The organism is Enterobacter sp. I4, from assembly GCF_022669095.1.
Classification (GTDB): domain Bacteria; phylum Pseudomonadota; class Gammaproteobacteria; order Enterobacterales; family Enterobacteriaceae; genus Enterobacter; species Enterobacter pasteurii.
This window is the reverse complement of record NZ_JALBUO010000001.1, coordinates 455,775-469,883: the sequence shown is the minus strand read 5'-3', so window position 1 is coordinate 469,883 and position 14,109 is coordinate 455,775. Positions and strand designations below refer to the sequence as shown.

Here is a 14,109-nt window from a genome sequence, read left to right as displayed (position 1 = left end):
TGCCAGAATTAACGTTTTCCGCTGTGCAGCCAGTACGGATCCTGCGAAATGGCCTCGTTGCGGAAATGCTCGATCTCAATCTGCTGACGGGTCTCGATGGCATGCTTCAGCCCCTGCCAGTTCTCCAGCCAGGCCTGCGCTTTTACGCCCTCATACGCGCCGGACAACAGCAGCATGCTGTCGATGTTGCGCGCAAGGCGGGGAAGCTGGTCGCCATACTGGTCGCCCAGCGGATGCGCGAAGGTCGTTCTCAGCTCGGCGGCGTGGCGGGAAAGATGGATATCCGCAAAGCGTTTGAAGTTTTCCGCGATTTTGGTCTGCCCTTTCGCATCAAGGAAAGTGCGCCAGCCGCGGGTCACCAGAAACTCGGTCAGCGCCAGTTTTGCGCTGGCGTTTTGCGGGCTGTAGATCGCCGTTTGTGCCGATACGTCGGAAAGCATCAGCGTTTCGGTCTGGGTCAGCAAATCACGCAAATGAGCGCTGGCTTTACGCGGCACGATACCGCCGAACAGCGTCAGGGTATGACGCACCAGGCCGATGGCGGCCAGCACCTGTTTTTTGGCATTTTTCACGTTACGCGCCCACAGCTCCTCGTGGTACTGCCACTGGGAGAGCGCCAGCTCCAGCGCCGCTTCCATGCCCTGCTCAACGGAGGCTTTCGGCACAACGCGCAGAATGGGGGTTTCTCGCAGCACGCGGGGTGCATTCCCGGCAGCGAGATGATAGCCGCGCGCCGCTTTGCTCAGGCTGCCCTGGCGTAAGCCCGGCTGGTTCACCAGCTTACGCGCCAGCTTCAGCACGTCGCTCGCCTCACCCTCCAGCAGTTCAAGCTCCAGCTCGCAGATGGGCTCCTGCTCTTCGCCAGCCTTAACCTCACCCCGGTCAAACGCGATTTCAATGCGGCTTTTGCCTTCCGTCACCAGCCATTTCTCGCGCCAGAAATCGGTGCTGAACAGCGGTTTTACCTCTGCCGACAGCGTTGCGGGCAGCGTGCCTTCCGGCCAGACTTCCGCCGGAAAACGTTCCAGCTCAAGTTCTGGCTTACTGATATCGATATTGTATTCCGGGCGCTGGTGCAAACCGCCCACCACGCGACCGGCAATTTTCATCGTCATCTCGTAGCGCCCGTTCGCGCCGCGGATGCGCAGGCCCATATCGTGGTTACGCAGCCAGCTGTCCGGCGTTTCGTAATAGATGTTGAGCAGCTGTACGGGTTCATGGTGCTCGCCGGACAGCGTATTCAGATGCTGGCGAAGCGCGTCAGCGCTCTCTTTTTCGACGATAAACTTTAATTCGATCTCTTGTGCCATAGCCTTGTACTTTTGCGTGCGTCACAGACGCGTCGATGAGGGCGAACTTCCTCGCCATTTGTTTGTCAGTACATAGTATTTTGCGCCAAATTGCCACGCAATGAGCAATTTGACGGGCGTAAAAGTTAAAAGCGGTGGAAATCATGACACAGATGATTCCGATTGATGATGAATCCTTTGCGTAGCGACACTGATACCACTACTATCGTTCCACTTTTTATGAAAATAACGACTGATATGCTTAAATTACGCCTGATTGGACTTACTTTACTCGCTTTTAGCGCCGCAACCGCGGTCCACGCTGAAGAGAAACGTTACGTTTCTGATGAACTGAACACCTGGGTACGCAGCGGCCCCGGAGACAATTATCGCCTCGTGGGTACGGTAAATGCCGGCGAGGAAGTAACTCTGCTGCAAACGAATGCAGACACCAATTACGGTCAGGTTCGTGACAGCTCTGGCCGCACCTCCTGGATCCCGCTGAAGGAGCTGAGCACGGTACCAAGCCTGCGCACCCGCGTGCCGGATCTGGAAAATCAGGTGAAAACCCTGACCGATAAGCTGAACAACATTGACGGCACCTGGAACCAGCGCACCGCGGAGATGCAGCAGAAGGTGGCGCAAAGCGACAGCGTGATCGCCGGTCTGAAGGACGAAAACCAGAAGCTGAAAAACGAACTGATTGTCGCGCAGAAGAAAGTCAACGCCGCCAATCTTCAGCTTGATGACAAACAGCGTACCATCATCATGCAGTGGTTTATGTATGGCGGCGGCGTGCTGGGCGTAGGCCTGGTGCTGGGTCTGGTGCTTCCTCACCTCATCCCAAGCCGCAAGCGTAAAGACCGCTGGATGAACTAACTCGTCTTCTCTGCCACACTTACGTATTATCTTGCGACAAGAAAAAACGGGAGAGTGGTGCGTGAAGAGTTATCTGGTCGGTGGTGCGGTACGTGATGCGTTGTTAGGTCTGCCGGTCAAAGATAAAGACTGGGTGGTGGTCGGTGCCACGCCCGAAGCGATGATTGACGCGGGCTACCAGCAGGTAGGCCGCGATTTTCCCGTGTTTCTGCACCCGAAAAGCCGGGAAGAGTACGCCCTGGCGCGTACTGAACGAAAATCGGGCTCCGGCTATACCGGCTTCACCTGTTACGCCGCCCCGGACGTGACGCTGGAGCAGGATTTACTGCGCCGCGATCTCACCATTAACGCCCTGGCTCAGGACGAAAACGGCCATATCATCGACGCCTACGGCGGCCAGAACGATCTGCGCGATCGTCTTTTACGCCATATTTCCCCTGCCTTTTCGGAAGATCCGCTTCGCGTGCTGCGCGTCGCGCGTTTCGCCGCCCGTTATGCCCATCTCAGCTTCCGCATCGCCGACGAGACGATGGCGCTGATGACGGCCATGACCGAAGCCGGCGAGCTGGCACACCTGACGCCGGAGCGCGTCTGGAAAGAGACGGAAAATGCCCTGACCACCCGCAATCCACAGGTCTTTTTCCAGGTGCTGCGCGACTGCGGGGCGCTGAAGGTGCTGTTCCCGGAAATAGACGCGCTGTTTGGCGTTCCGGCGCCGGCGAAATGGCACCCGGAAATTGATACCGGTATTCATACCCTGATGACGCTCAGCATGGCCGCTATGCTCAGTCCTGAGGTGGACGTGCGCTTCTCCACCCTCTGTCACGATCTCGGCAAAGGGTTAACGCCAAAGGCGCTCTGGCCGCGCCACCACGGGCATGGCCCGGCAGGCGTGAAGCTGGTCGAAGGGCTATGCCAGCGCCTGCGCGTGCCGAATGACATCCGCGACCTGGCGAAGCTGGTCGCCGAGTTCCACGACCTGATCCACACCTTCCCGATCCTGAAGCCTGCCACCATTGTGAAGCTGTTCGATAACATCGACGCCTGGCGCAAGCCGCAGCGCGTGGAGCAGATTGCGCTCACCAGCGAAGCGGACGTGCGTGGCCGTACCGGGTTTGAAGCGTCCGATTATCCGCAGGGGCGTTTGCTGCGCGAGGCGTGGGAAGTGGCTAAGGCGGTGCCAACGAAAGCGGTGGTAGAAGCAGGGTTTAAGGGCCCGGAAATTCGCGCAGAGCTGACGAAGCGGCGGATTGACGCGGTTGCGGCGTGGAAGGAAAAACGTTGCCCTCAGCCGAAAGACTGAGGGCGGTTGGTCATCAGAAGAAGACCACGTACACGGCAGCCGCGACGATAAAGCGGTAGATCGCGAACGGAATGAACGAGATACGCTTAATCAGCTGCAGGAAGGTTTTGATGGCAATCAGCGCCACGATAAAGGCGGTGATAAAGCCCACGGCGAACATCGGAATGTCGCCCACGGTCAGGAAGCCAATGCTTTTATAGAGGTCCAGCGCGGTGGCGCCCATCATCATCGGCACCGCCAGCAGGAACGAGAACTCAGATGCCGCGTAACGGCTTACGCCCATCAGCATCCCGCCGGAAATCGTTGCGCCTGAACGGGAGAAGCCCGGCCACAGCGCCAGACACTGGAAGCAGCCAATGATAAAGGCCTGGCGATAGGTCATATCGTCCAGACCTTCCGCACGCGGGATTTTTGGCTTCAGCATTTCTGCGGCAATCAGCAGGAAGCCGCCGACCACCAGCGCGTACATGACGTTAATCGGGTTAAACAGCGATTTAATGGTATCGTGGAACACCAGCCCCAGCACCACCGCCGGGATCATCCCAAGCAGAATATGAATCAGCGTCAGGCGGCCTTTGCTCTCTCCTTCACGCTGCGGCAGACGCCCGAAGTGGATGCCGATCAGGCCAAACAGACGACGCCAGAACATTACGACCACCGCCAGGATAGAGCCCAGCTGAATCACCACCTCAAACGTCTTTGCGGTTTCACCCTCAAAGCCCAGCAGATGGCCAACGATAATCATATGGCCCGTGCTGGAAACCGGCAAAAATTCCGTCAATCCTTCGACCACACCCAGTATTGCCGCCACCAGCAGCGAGTGCATATCGCTCATCTATAAACCCCTAAAAAGATATTAAAAAACGCTCGCCACAGCGGCTAACGTGAAAGACACGGTTTTAAGACCGGTATAATCTAAAATGGTTTAGCTATTATGACGTTAAATCTTCCCTTTCAGATTTGTGCCACGCTCAATGATGACGCCCACGTTGGCCGCGCGCGCCACCGCGCCCGGCTTGCTCAGCTTAATGCGTACCCACGGCGAATTGAATTTGGTCAGCAGCAGTTCGGCCACCTCTTCCGCCACTCGTTCTACCAGCGCAAAACGTTGCCCTTCAACGTGCGCGATAACCGCTTCACTGATGTCGGCGTAGCTCAGACAGTCGTTCACATCATCGCTTTTTGCTGACCTGCGGTTATCCCAGCCCATTTCGATATCGAACACCAGCTTCTGCTCGATGGTCTGTTCCCAGTCGTAAACACCAATTGTGGTGATTACCGAAAGTTGCTCTATAAATACAATATCCATCACGACCTGCCTGCTTTTTGGCTAAACCGGATACCACTTCCGGCGAATTATGCGTATTATCCACAGATGCTGAGAATACAGATACATTTTCAAAACGGAACAGCGTTATGAGTGCAATCGCGCCTGGAATGATTCTCCTCGCCTACCTTTGCGGCTCAATCTCCAGCGCCATTCTGGTCTGCCGCATCGCCGGGTTACCTGACCCGCGTGAAAGTGGTTCCGGGAATCCGGGGGCGACCAATGTACTACGAATTGGCGGCAAGGGAGCAGCCGTAGCGGTTTTGATTTTTGATGTTCTGAAAGGGATGCTTCCCGTCTGGGGGGCGTATGCGCTGGGCGTCACGCCGTTCTGGCTGGGGCTGATTGCCATCGCCGCCTGCGTTGGCCATATCTGGCCTGTTTTCTTTGGTTTTAAGGGCGGGAAAGGCGTGGCTACCGCGTTTGGTGCCATTGCGCCTATCGGCTGGGACCTCACCGGCGTGATGGCGGGTACCTGGCTGCTGACCATCCTTCTGAGCGGCTATTCGTCGCTGGGCGCCATCGTCAGCGCGCTGATTGCCCCGTTCTACGTCTGGTGGTTCAAGCCGCAGTTTACCTTCCCGGTGTCGATGCTCTCGTGTCTTATCCTGCTGCGCCATCACGATAATATTCAGCGTCTGTGGCGACGTCAGGAGACGAAAATCTGGGCGCGGTTAAAGCGGAAGAAGAGAGAGACGCGGTAGGGTTTTATTTACTTTTAGTGGAATTGTTCCGTTCACTTTATGACCAACAGAATATGACGTTCCGGAACCCGTGAACGTGATAAGGGTTCCGGAACCCGTGAACGTGATAAGGGGGCCACCGCGGCCCCCTTATCAATCCCCGCGGCCCCGCGACGAAATCGGTGCTTCGCACTGCGCTCACCTCACGACCCGCTGCCTGCGGTCGGCTCAACTCGACATCCTGTCTCGATTCGCCTCTGGCCGCCATCCCTGGCGTCCAGCCCTTGTCATCCGGTCTCCGGTTCGCCGATTTCAGCGGGGACTCAACACCCGTGCCACATTCACGCTGCTGAGAAGGTTGAGTAAACGCCTGATCCGGCTGAAAATCGCTGAGGCGTTGACCGCAGGCCGGGGCGAGGTGCATGGATGCGCCAAGAGGGCGTGACCTACATGGATGTAGGATCGCGCCCGACCCGATAGCCGGAGGGAATAAGCCGAAGGGACCGCGCAGCGGCGATTTTCTTTGCCGGGAGCCGGGATTGTTAAGGGGGCCGCGGTGGCCCCCTTAACACGTTCACCGCAGCGGGATACCCATAAAGCAGAAAAGCCATAGTGAACGGAACCCTTCCACCGCAGCCCCAAAATACAGGCCCCATCCATAAGCGACTCATATGACAGCCTTCATTTCCGCCAGGGCATACTGAAACGTATCTCCCGGGCGCGCGAATGGAAGCACCATGTTAGCAACTCAGGTCACTGATAGTTCGTACAAAGGCTGGCAGGCCTCGCTTGACCTGCGGTTTTGCCACACGCCTGAGAAAACCCTCCTCCATGCCGCGCACCACGTCGGGCCGCTCACGGTTCAGCGTCCGTTCTACCCCGAAGGGGAAACCTGCCATCTCTATCTGCTGCACCCGCCGGGCGGCGTGGTGGGCGGTGACAGGCTGGATATCACCGCGCGCCTGGACGCCAAAAGCCATGCGCTTATCACCATGCCCGGCGCCAGCAAGTTCTATCGCAGCAGCGGCCCGCAGGCTCGCCTGAACCAGCATTTTTACCTGGACGAAGACGCCACGCTGGAGTGGCTGCCGCAGGATACCATTATCTTTCCCGGCGCACATGCCGCGCTGCGTTCCGTCTTTCACCTGCGCGCTACCAGCACGCTGCTGGCCTGGGAGCTGTACTGCCTGGGCCGCCCGGTGATTAACGAAACCTTTAGCCACGGCACGCTGGAGAGCCGTCTTGAAGTGTGGATTGATGACGAGCCGCGGCTGATTGAGCGCCAGCATCTCAGCGGCGGCGATCTCTCCCCGGTCGCCGGTCATCCGTGGGTCGGCACGCTGCTGTGCTATCCGGCCGGGGAAGACCATCTCGACGCGGTGCGCGAACGGCTTACGCCTCTGGAACATTTTGTGGGCGCAACGCTCACCGACGATCTGCTGTCGGTGCGTTTTCTCTCCCACGACAACCTGATTTGCCAGCGGGTGATGCGCGATATCTGGCAGTCGCTTCGCCCGCTTCTCACCGCCAGAACCGCCTGTTCACCGCGCATCTGGCAGACATAAGAGAAACGTTATGGAACTAACACCCAGAGAAAAAGACAAGCTGTTGCTGTTTACCGCCGCGCTGGTTGCCGAACGCCGCCTGGCGCGCGGGGTAAAGCTCAACTATCCGGAATCGGTCGCGCTGATCAGCGCCTTCATTATGGAAGGCGCGCGCGATGGCGAAACCGTCGCCTCGCTGATGGAGGCGGGCCGCCACGTCCTGACGCGCGATCAGGTGATGGAGGGCGTGCCGGAGATGATCCCGGATATTCAGGTAGAAGCAACCTTCCCGGACGGATCCAAGCTCGTCACCGTCCACAACCCGATCGTTTAAGGAGCGCGTGATGATCCCAGGCGAATACCAGATCCAGCCCGGCACTATTGCGATCAACGTCGGGCGAGACACCCAAAGCGTGATTGTCGAAAACCACGGCGACAGGCCGATTCAGGTCGGATCGCACTACCACTTTTACGAGGTCAACCCGGCGCTGAAGTTCGATCGCGAAGCCACCCGGGGCTACCGGCTGAACATTCCGGCAGGCACCGCCGTGCGCTTCGAGCCCGGCCAGAAGCGGGAGGTAACGCTGGTACAGATTGCCGGGGCGCAGCGCATTTTCGGCTTTCGCGGTGAGGTGATGGGCGAGGTGAAGCATGGCTGAGATTTCACGCCGGGCTTACGCCGATATGTTCGGCCCCACCGTCGGGGATAAGGTCCGGCTGGCGGACAGCGAGCTGTGGATCGAAGTGGAAGACGACCTGACGGTCTACGGCGAAGAGGTCAAATTCGGCGGCGGGAAGGTGATCCGCGACGGCATGGGCCAGGGGCAGATGTCCGCGCAAGACTGCGTGGATCTGGTGCTGACCAACGCGCTGATTGTCGATCACTGGGGGATCGTGAAGGCCGATATCGGCGTGAAGAACGGGCGAATCTTTGCCGTCGGCAAAGCCGGGAACCCGGACATTCAGCCCGGCGTAACGATCCCGATCGGTGCCGCAACGGAAGTGATTGCCGCCGAAGGTAAGATCGTGACCGCAGGCGGGATCGACACCCACATCCACTGGATCTGCCCGCAGCAGGCGGAAGAGGCGCTGGTCTCCGGCGTTACCACCATGATCGGCGGCGGTACCGGCCCGGCGGCGGGCACCAACGCCACCACCTGCACGCCGGGTCCGTGGTATATCTCCCGGATGCTACAGGCTGCCGATGCCCTGCCGGTGAATATCGGCCTGCTCGGCAAGGGTAACGGCTCCAGCCCGGACGCCCTGCGCGAGCAGATCGCGGCGGGGGCTATCGGGCTTAAGATCCACGAAGACTGGGGCGCCACGCCTGCGGCCATCAACTGCTCGCTGGAGGTGGCTGAAGAGATGGATATACAGGTGGCGCTGCACAGCGACACCCTGAACGAATCCGGTTTTGTGGAAGATACGCTGGCGGCCATCGGCGGGCGCACCATCCACACCTTCCACACCGAAGGCGCGGGCGGCGGCCACGCGCCGGATATCATCACCGCCTGCGCGCACCCCAATATCCTGCCCTCCTCCACCAACCCGACGCTGCCCTACACGGTGAACACCATCGACGAGCACCTCGATATGCTGATGGTTTGCCACCACCTCGACCCGGATATCGCCGAGGACGTGGCGTTTGCCGAGTCGCGCATTCGGCGGGAAACCATTGCTGCCGAAGATGTGCTGCACGATATCGGCGCGTTCTCGCTCACCTCGTCAGATTCACAGGCCATGGGCCGCGTGGGGGAAGTGATTATCCGCACCTGGCAGGTGGCGCACCGCATGAAGATCCAGCGCGGCGCGCTGGCGGAAGAGACCGGCGATAACGACAACTTTCGCGTTAAGCGCTATGTCGCCAAATACACCATCAACCCGGCGCTGACCCACGGCATTGCCCACGAGGTGGGGTCGGTTGAGGCGGGCAAGCTTGCGGATCTGGTGGTCTGGTCCCCGGCGTTCTTCGGCGTAAAACCCGCCACCATCGTCAAGGGCGGGATGATCGCCTGCGCGCCGATGGGCGATATCAACGCCTCTATCCCGACGCCGCAGCCGGTGCATTACCGCCCGATGTTTGGCTCGCTGGGCGCCGCACGCCACGCCACGCGCCTGACGTTTATCTCACAGGCCGCCCAGGCCAGCGGCATTGCGCAGCAGCTCAACCTGCAAAGCGCCACGGCGGTGGTGAAAGGCTGCCGGACGGTGAAAAAGGCCCACATGATCCACAACGATTTACAGCCGAACATTACCGTCGATTCGCAAACCTACGAGGTACGCGTCGACGGCGAACTGATGACCAGCGAACCGGCAGAGGTTCTGCCGATGGCGCAACGCTATTTCCTGTTTTGAGGAGTAATGATGATCTTTTTAACCCAACGCCTCGATCGTGCCCGCCCCGTCACCGCCAGCGTCACGCTGCCGATTGACGTGCGGGTAAAAAGCCGCGCCCGCGTGGCGCTGAACGACGGCCGCGAAGCCGGGCTGATGCTGCCGCGCGGCCTGCTGCTGCGCGGCGGGGATCTGCTGACCACCGACGACGGCAGCGACGTGGTTGAAGTGCTCGCCGCCCCGGAGTCCGTCTCCGTGGTGCGCTGCGCCGATCCGTTCCTCCTCGCCCGCGCCTGCTATCACCTGGGCAACCGCCACGTGCCGCTGCAGGTTATGCCCGGCGAATTGCGTTACCACCACGACCACGTGCTTGACGACATGCTGCGCCAGTTCGGGCTGGTGGTGACCTTCGCCAGCCTGCCGTTTGAACCGGAAGCGGGCGCTTACGCCAGCGATGCCCACGGCCATAGCCACGCTCACGCCCACTCACATTAAGGACTTATCATGCGCACGTTTCTTCCCCTGTTACTGCTGGCCTTTTCCGTTCCGGCGTTCGCCCATCCCGGACACGGTACCGACAGCTTCCAGGCCGGCTTTCTTCACCCGCTGACCGGGCTCGATCACCTGCTGATGCTCACCGGAGCGGGCGTGCTCTCGGCGCTGAGCGGCCGCAAGCTCCTGCTGCCGCTGGCTACCCTTGGGATGATGCTCGTCGGCGCCATTGCGGGCAGCCTGCTCGGCGGCTTTAGCGGCATGGAGATGCTGATTATCGCCTCGCTGGCGTTCAGCGGCGTGATGATGTTTAAAACCGAAAATCGCCTGCTGCTGGCGGTGCCGGCCCTGGCAATGTTCCACGGCTGGGCGCACGGCGTGGAGATGTCCGGACACAGCTTCTGGCTGTTTACCGGCGGCTTTATGGTGGCCAGCGCTACGGTGCTGTGCGCCAGCTTCGCGGCGGGACTGCTGCTGCGACGCCACGACGGCCTGCGTAAAACCTTCGGCGGCGGGCTGATCGTCTCTGCCCTGCTGGCGCTGATGAGCTGATGGAATACGCCCGCCAGCGGCTGCGCCTGATGCAGCTCTCCAGCAGCAGCCTGCCGGTCGGGTCGTTTACCTGGTCACAGGGGCTGGAGTGGGCCGTTGAGGCAGGCTGGGTCACCGACGTCGAGGCCTTCAGGCGCTGGCAAATCCAGCAGATGGAGAAGGGCTTTTTCTGCGTCGATCTGCCGCTCTTTATTCGCCTGTACCGTGCCTGCGAGCAGCAGGATCGGCTGGCAGCAAAACGCTGGACGGCGTACCTGCTCGCCTGTCGGGAAACACGCGAGCTGCGCGATGAAGAACGCAATCGTGGCGCGGCGTTTACGCGCCTCATTAAAAGCTGGGAGCCAGACTGCCCGGCAGAGTGGCTCCCGCTGTTTATGCAGAGCCAGCTCTGCGGCATGGCGTGGCTTGGCGTGCGCTGGCGCATTGACGCGCGCGAGCTGGCGCTGAGCCTCGGCTATAGCTGGATTGAGAGCGCGGTGATGGCGGGCGTCAAGCTGGTTCCCTTCGGGCAGCAGGCGGCGCAGCAGCTGATTATCGAACTCAGCAACCATTTTGCCGCCGGGTTTGAACAGGCCTTTTTACGTGACGACGACGCGCTGGGGGCTGCCACGCCGCTCTCCGCCATCGCCTCTGCACGCCACGAAACACAATACTCACGGTTATTCCGTTCCTGAGGAGTCAACATGGCTGATTACAAACATCCCCTGCGCGTTGGCGTAGGTGGCCCGGTGGGGTCGGGCAAAACCGCCCTGCTGGAAGCGCTCTGCAAGGCGATGCGCGACACGTACCATCTGGCGGTGGTGACGAACGATATTTACACCAAAGAGGATCAGCGCATCCTCACCGAGGCGGGTGCCCTGGAGCCGGAGCGCATTGTGGGCGTGGAGACGGGCGGCTGCCCGCACACGGCCATTCGCGAAGATGCCTCGATGAACCTGGCGGCCGTGGAAGCGCTCAGCGAGAAGTTCGGCAACCTGGATCTGATCTTCGTCGAAAGCGGCGGCGACAACCTGAGCGCGACCTTCAGCCCGGAGCTGGCGGATCTGACCATCTACGTGATTGACGTCGCCGAAGGGGAAAAGATCCCCCGCAAGGGCGGGCCGGGGATCACCAAATCCGATTTTCTGGTGATCAATAAAACCGATCTCGCGCCGTACGTGGGAGCCTCGCTGGAGGTGATGGAGCGCGATACCAACCGCATGCGCGGCGAGCGTCCGTGGACCTTTACCAACCTGAAGGCGGGCGACGGTCTGGGAACGATTATTGCGTTTCTGGAAGAGAAAGGGATGCTGCGGATCTGAAATAGGCCTGGCATAACGCCAGGCCGTGAGGGTTATTTACAGCCGTTGTTGGACGATCCCTGTTCGCGCCACGCGCCCCACTTGCCGCCAGTTCCCGGCGTTTCCTGGCCCGGGTTGACGTACCACTGGTTAAGCCAAACCTTACCGTTGTAAGACACTTTGGTGCATTTGGTCGGGTAGGCGATTTTGGCGTTGTAGGCCGGTGCCGCAGGTTTAACCGGCGTATCGTCATTTGCTGGCGTATCGTCCTTAGCCGGAGTGTCATCCTTCGCTGGCGTATCGTCCGTAGCCGGGGTGTCATCCTTCGCGGGTACCGCAGGCTTAGTGACTTTGATGGTCATGCTGTCCGTCGCGGTCCGGCCATCCGCGCCGGTCGTGGTCAGCGTGAAGACCGCTTCCCCCTCGCTGTTGGCTGGAATAACGGCATAGGCATGCGCGCTGTCCACGCTCTTCACCAGCGTACCGTTCAGTTTTGCCTCCAGGGAGAAGGTTTCCGCCCCTTTCGTCACGCTCCAGTTATAGGATGCCGCATTCAGGCTCTTGCTGCCGTCCAGCGGGTAGGTGCTCACGCCCAACGTCGGGGAAACCATGGTGTAATCCGCGCCTGCCGCAGCCGTTGGGGCCGGAGCGGCAGGCGTGCTGCCGTCCTTCAGCGCCATAATACGGGCTACCGCACGCGCCATGTCAGGCTGAGTGCCCACCTTTGCCGAATCCCCGTTCGCCAGCGGCGTACCGGTTTCCGCCAGAATCTGACGCATCTGACGCGGAGTCACGGTAATACCGTTGGCTTTGGCGATGCCGGACAGGCTTGCTACCACACCCGCAATAATCGGGTTAGCAGAAGAGGTTCCGGCAAACGTTGCGGTATACGAATCGTTAACGCCGGCATTTTTATACAGATCGCCATAGCCTGTGGTCACCACGTCCCAGCAGCCCCATGCGGAGCTGGTAACGCGGGTGCCATAGGTGCTGAACGACGCTTTTTTACCGTCTTTCGCGCAAAACGCCCCCGCTAAAATAGCCCCGGAGTCCTGAACATGCACGTCAAACCGCCCCTGGAAGCCAGGGCTGTCCAGGTTGATATTTCCGTTACCCGCCGCCTCAATAACGTGAACACCCTTATCCGTCAGCGCCTTAATAATATCGTAGTAGGCGGTCTGGGATTCCATTGCGACCCAGCAATCCTTCTGACAACCCGCTGGATATCCGCCCGCGACGTGAATGCCGATCTGCACCACGTCGCCCGCTTTTAGCTGGGGGATCAAATTATAGAGGTTATTACTCGCAGAGGCCGCATACCCCATCCGGCTTTTCCAGGCTAAACCGCGAATACCGGTGCCCATATCTTTCGCCGCCATAATCCCCACTGAAGCTGTGTCGTGATCGTGGTTTGCAACATACGTTGTCTTGCCAGAGCTGAGGCTCATCGGCGGCAAGTTCACATGGCTGGTATTCCATGCATCAATCTCCGTTGAAATAAGCGTCACCCCTTCCCCCGCGCTGCCTGCATAGCCATCTACGCTATCGCGGTTAACGCCGCCCATATAATAACCGGCACGCTTAACGTCCGGCGCTTTAAGATAATCCTGCTTATTACGGAAATCCGGAACGGCGGCAGAGGTTAAATTATCATTTAATGATGACTTTAACTGTGGCGTAAGGGCAATTTCATCCAGCGATACCGGTTCGGCCTCCGGATAAACAAACTCTACGTTCTGATTCTGCTCAAGCTCGGTAATAATATGGTTAATATACGCTTTATCCTGACTTTTATCTTTCGGTAACTCGATGCGCAGATAACGGTCAAAGCCATAGCGTTTATTAAGTTCCGTCAACTCGGAAGATGAGGCTGAGCTCCGCAAATTAGTCGGACGGAACATATTTGTTGCCGTCAGGGAAGCATCGCTCAGGGTAATTTTATTGTTTGTCGCCTTCAACAAACCTGTAGCGGGTTTTAGCTTCAGAACTATAGCTGTGTAGGTGGCACTATCCTGTGCAAATTCATTTTGCACCAGATTTTCAGCCGCAGCAGAAAATGAAATTGCTGCGCAAATAAAAAGGGATAAGACGCTTTTTTTCATGACGATCACGGTTCCTGTGTGAATTGAAATTTCTCCTTTTTCAGTATCACAGACGAACGAACCGCGAAGAATAAGAGCAGCCTAACCTGAGTGAAAGACATTTCTTTTATTAGATAAGAAAAGTCCACATCCTGTTAATTTATATTTAGCAAGCAAAGGATACACCTGGATACAAAAACCGTAAAGATTACGCATAATGAAATAATCAAGATCCGCCTACGCTAAAAATATTCTCATCGCTGCTGCTACTTTTCCGAAAACTGGATTTTAATAACGTTATATCTTGCGAGGTGTTCCAACCGCCGTTGGCCCCGCCGCTATCAT

General features: G+C 58.8%; 15 protein-coding genes. 11 read left to right on the top strand and 4 right to left on the bottom strand.

What is annotated here, in order from left to right; all coding sequences use genetic code 11:
- Window positions 1-8: 8 nt before the first annotated feature.
- Complete coding sequence (locus MOQ06_RS02225) at window positions 9-1,310, bottom strand: inorganic triphosphatase (protein WP_176609465.1); 1,302 nt, start codon at window positions 1,308-1,310, stop codon at window positions 9-11.
- 237 nt (window positions 1,311-1,547) lie between these two features.
- On the opposite strand from MOQ06_RS02225, the gene MOQ06_RS02220 reads away from it, so the two are divergent.
- The gene (locus MOQ06_RS02220) at window positions 1,548-2,168 is read left to right on the top strand and encodes a TIGR04211 family SH3 domain-containing protein (protein ID WP_001303390.1); all 621 of its coding nucleotides are present in this window, start codon (window positions 1,548-1,550) and stop codon (window positions 2,166-2,168) included.
- Between the two features lie 61 nt (window positions 2,169-2,229).
- Window positions 2,230-3,471, top strand: coding sequence for a multifunctional CCA addition/repair protein (locus MOQ06_RS02215; RefSeq protein WP_193355001.1), 1,242 nt, complete (start codon window positions 2,230-2,232; stop codon window positions 3,469-3,471).
- Between the two features lie 13 nt (window positions 3,472-3,484).
- Here the strand turns inward: MOQ06_RS02215 and bacA are convergent, their stop codons facing one another.
- Together bacA and folB are read right to left on the bottom strand one after the other, a co-directional pair.
- The gene (gene bacA, locus MOQ06_RS02210) at window positions 3,485-4,306 is read right to left on the bottom strand and encodes an undecaprenyl-diphosphate phosphatase (RefSeq protein WP_148418440.1); all 822 of its coding nucleotides are present in this window, start codon (window positions 4,304-4,306) and stop codon (window positions 3,485-3,487) included.
- A 105-nt stretch (window positions 4,307-4,411) separates the two neighbouring features.
- On the bottom strand, window positions 4,412-4,780 hold the full coding sequence (folB, locus tag MOQ06_RS02205; RefSeq protein ID WP_193355002.1) for a bifunctional dihydroneopterin aldolase/7,8-dihydroneopterin epimerase: 369 nt from the start codon (window positions 4,778-4,780) through the stop codon (window positions 4,412-4,414).
- 107 nt (window positions 4,781-4,887) lie between these two features.
- Between folB and plsY the strand changes: the two genes are divergently transcribed.
- From plsY to ureG, 9 genes are all read left to right on the top strand, one after another.
- Complete coding sequence (plsY, locus tag MOQ06_RS02200) at window positions 4,888-5,502, top strand: glycerol-3-phosphate 1-O-acyltransferase PlsY (protein WP_013098765.1); 615 nt, start codon at window positions 4,888-4,890, stop codon at window positions 5,500-5,502.
- 716 nt (window positions 5,503-6,218) lie between these two features.
- Window positions 6,219-7,046 carry an urease accessory protein UreD gene (locus MOQ06_RS02195; protein ID WP_242170476.1) on the top strand — a complete coding sequence of 276 codons (828 nt, stop codon included), beginning with the start codon at window positions 6,219-6,221 and terminating at the stop codon, window positions 7,044-7,046.
- 10 nt (window positions 7,047-7,056) lie between these two features.
- Window positions 7,057-7,359 carry an urease subunit gamma gene (locus tag MOQ06_RS02190; protein WP_003862556.1) on the top strand — a complete coding sequence of 101 codons (303 nt, stop codon included), beginning with the start codon at window positions 7,057-7,059 and terminating at the stop codon, window positions 7,357-7,359.
- Between the two features lie 10 nt (window positions 7,360-7,369).
- Window positions 7,370-7,684, top strand: coding sequence for an urease subunit beta (locus tag MOQ06_RS02185; RefSeq protein WP_148418437.1), 315 nt, complete (start codon window positions 7,370-7,372; stop codon window positions 7,682-7,684).
- A complete protein-coding gene (gene ureC, locus MOQ06_RS02180) occupies window positions 7,677-9,380 on the top strand; it encodes an urease subunit alpha (RefSeq protein ID WP_242170473.1) in 1,704 nt (567 codons plus the stop codon). Before MOQ06_RS02185 ends, ureC begins: the two co-directional genes overlap by 8 nt.
- Before the next feature lie 9 nt (window positions 9,381-9,389).
- Window positions 9,390-9,854: an urease accessory protein UreE gene (gene ureE, locus MOQ06_RS02175; protein WP_242173193.1), complete on the top strand. Its 465-nt coding sequence runs from the start codon at window positions 9,390-9,392 to the stop codon at window positions 9,852-9,854.
- Between the two features lie 9 nt (window positions 9,855-9,863).
- Window positions 9,864-10,403, top strand: a complete 540-nt coding sequence (locus MOQ06_RS02170) for a HupE/UreJ family protein (protein ID WP_193355007.1) — start codon at window positions 9,864-9,866, stop codon at window positions 10,401-10,403.
- Window positions 10,403-11,077 (top strand): urease accessory protein UreF, encoded by a 675-nt coding sequence (locus MOQ06_RS02165; protein WP_242170470.1) that lies wholly within the window; start codon window positions 10,403-10,405, stop codon window positions 11,075-11,077. Before MOQ06_RS02170 ends, MOQ06_RS02165 begins: the two co-directional genes overlap by 1 nt.
- A gap of 9 nt (window positions 11,078-11,086) precedes the next feature.
- Entirely contained in the window at window positions 11,087-11,704 is a 618-nt protein-coding gene (gene ureG, locus MOQ06_RS02160) for an urease accessory protein UreG (protein WP_242170467.1), read from the top strand.
- Window positions 11,705-11,736: 32 nt separating this feature from the next.
- Here the strand turns inward: ureG and MOQ06_RS02155 are convergent, their stop codons facing one another.
- Complete coding sequence (locus MOQ06_RS02155; RefSeq protein WP_242170464.1) at window positions 11,737-13,539, bottom strand: serine protease; 1,803 nt, start codon at window positions 13,537-13,539, stop codon at window positions 11,737-11,739.
- Between the last annotated feature and the right edge of the window lie 570 nt (window positions 13,540-14,109).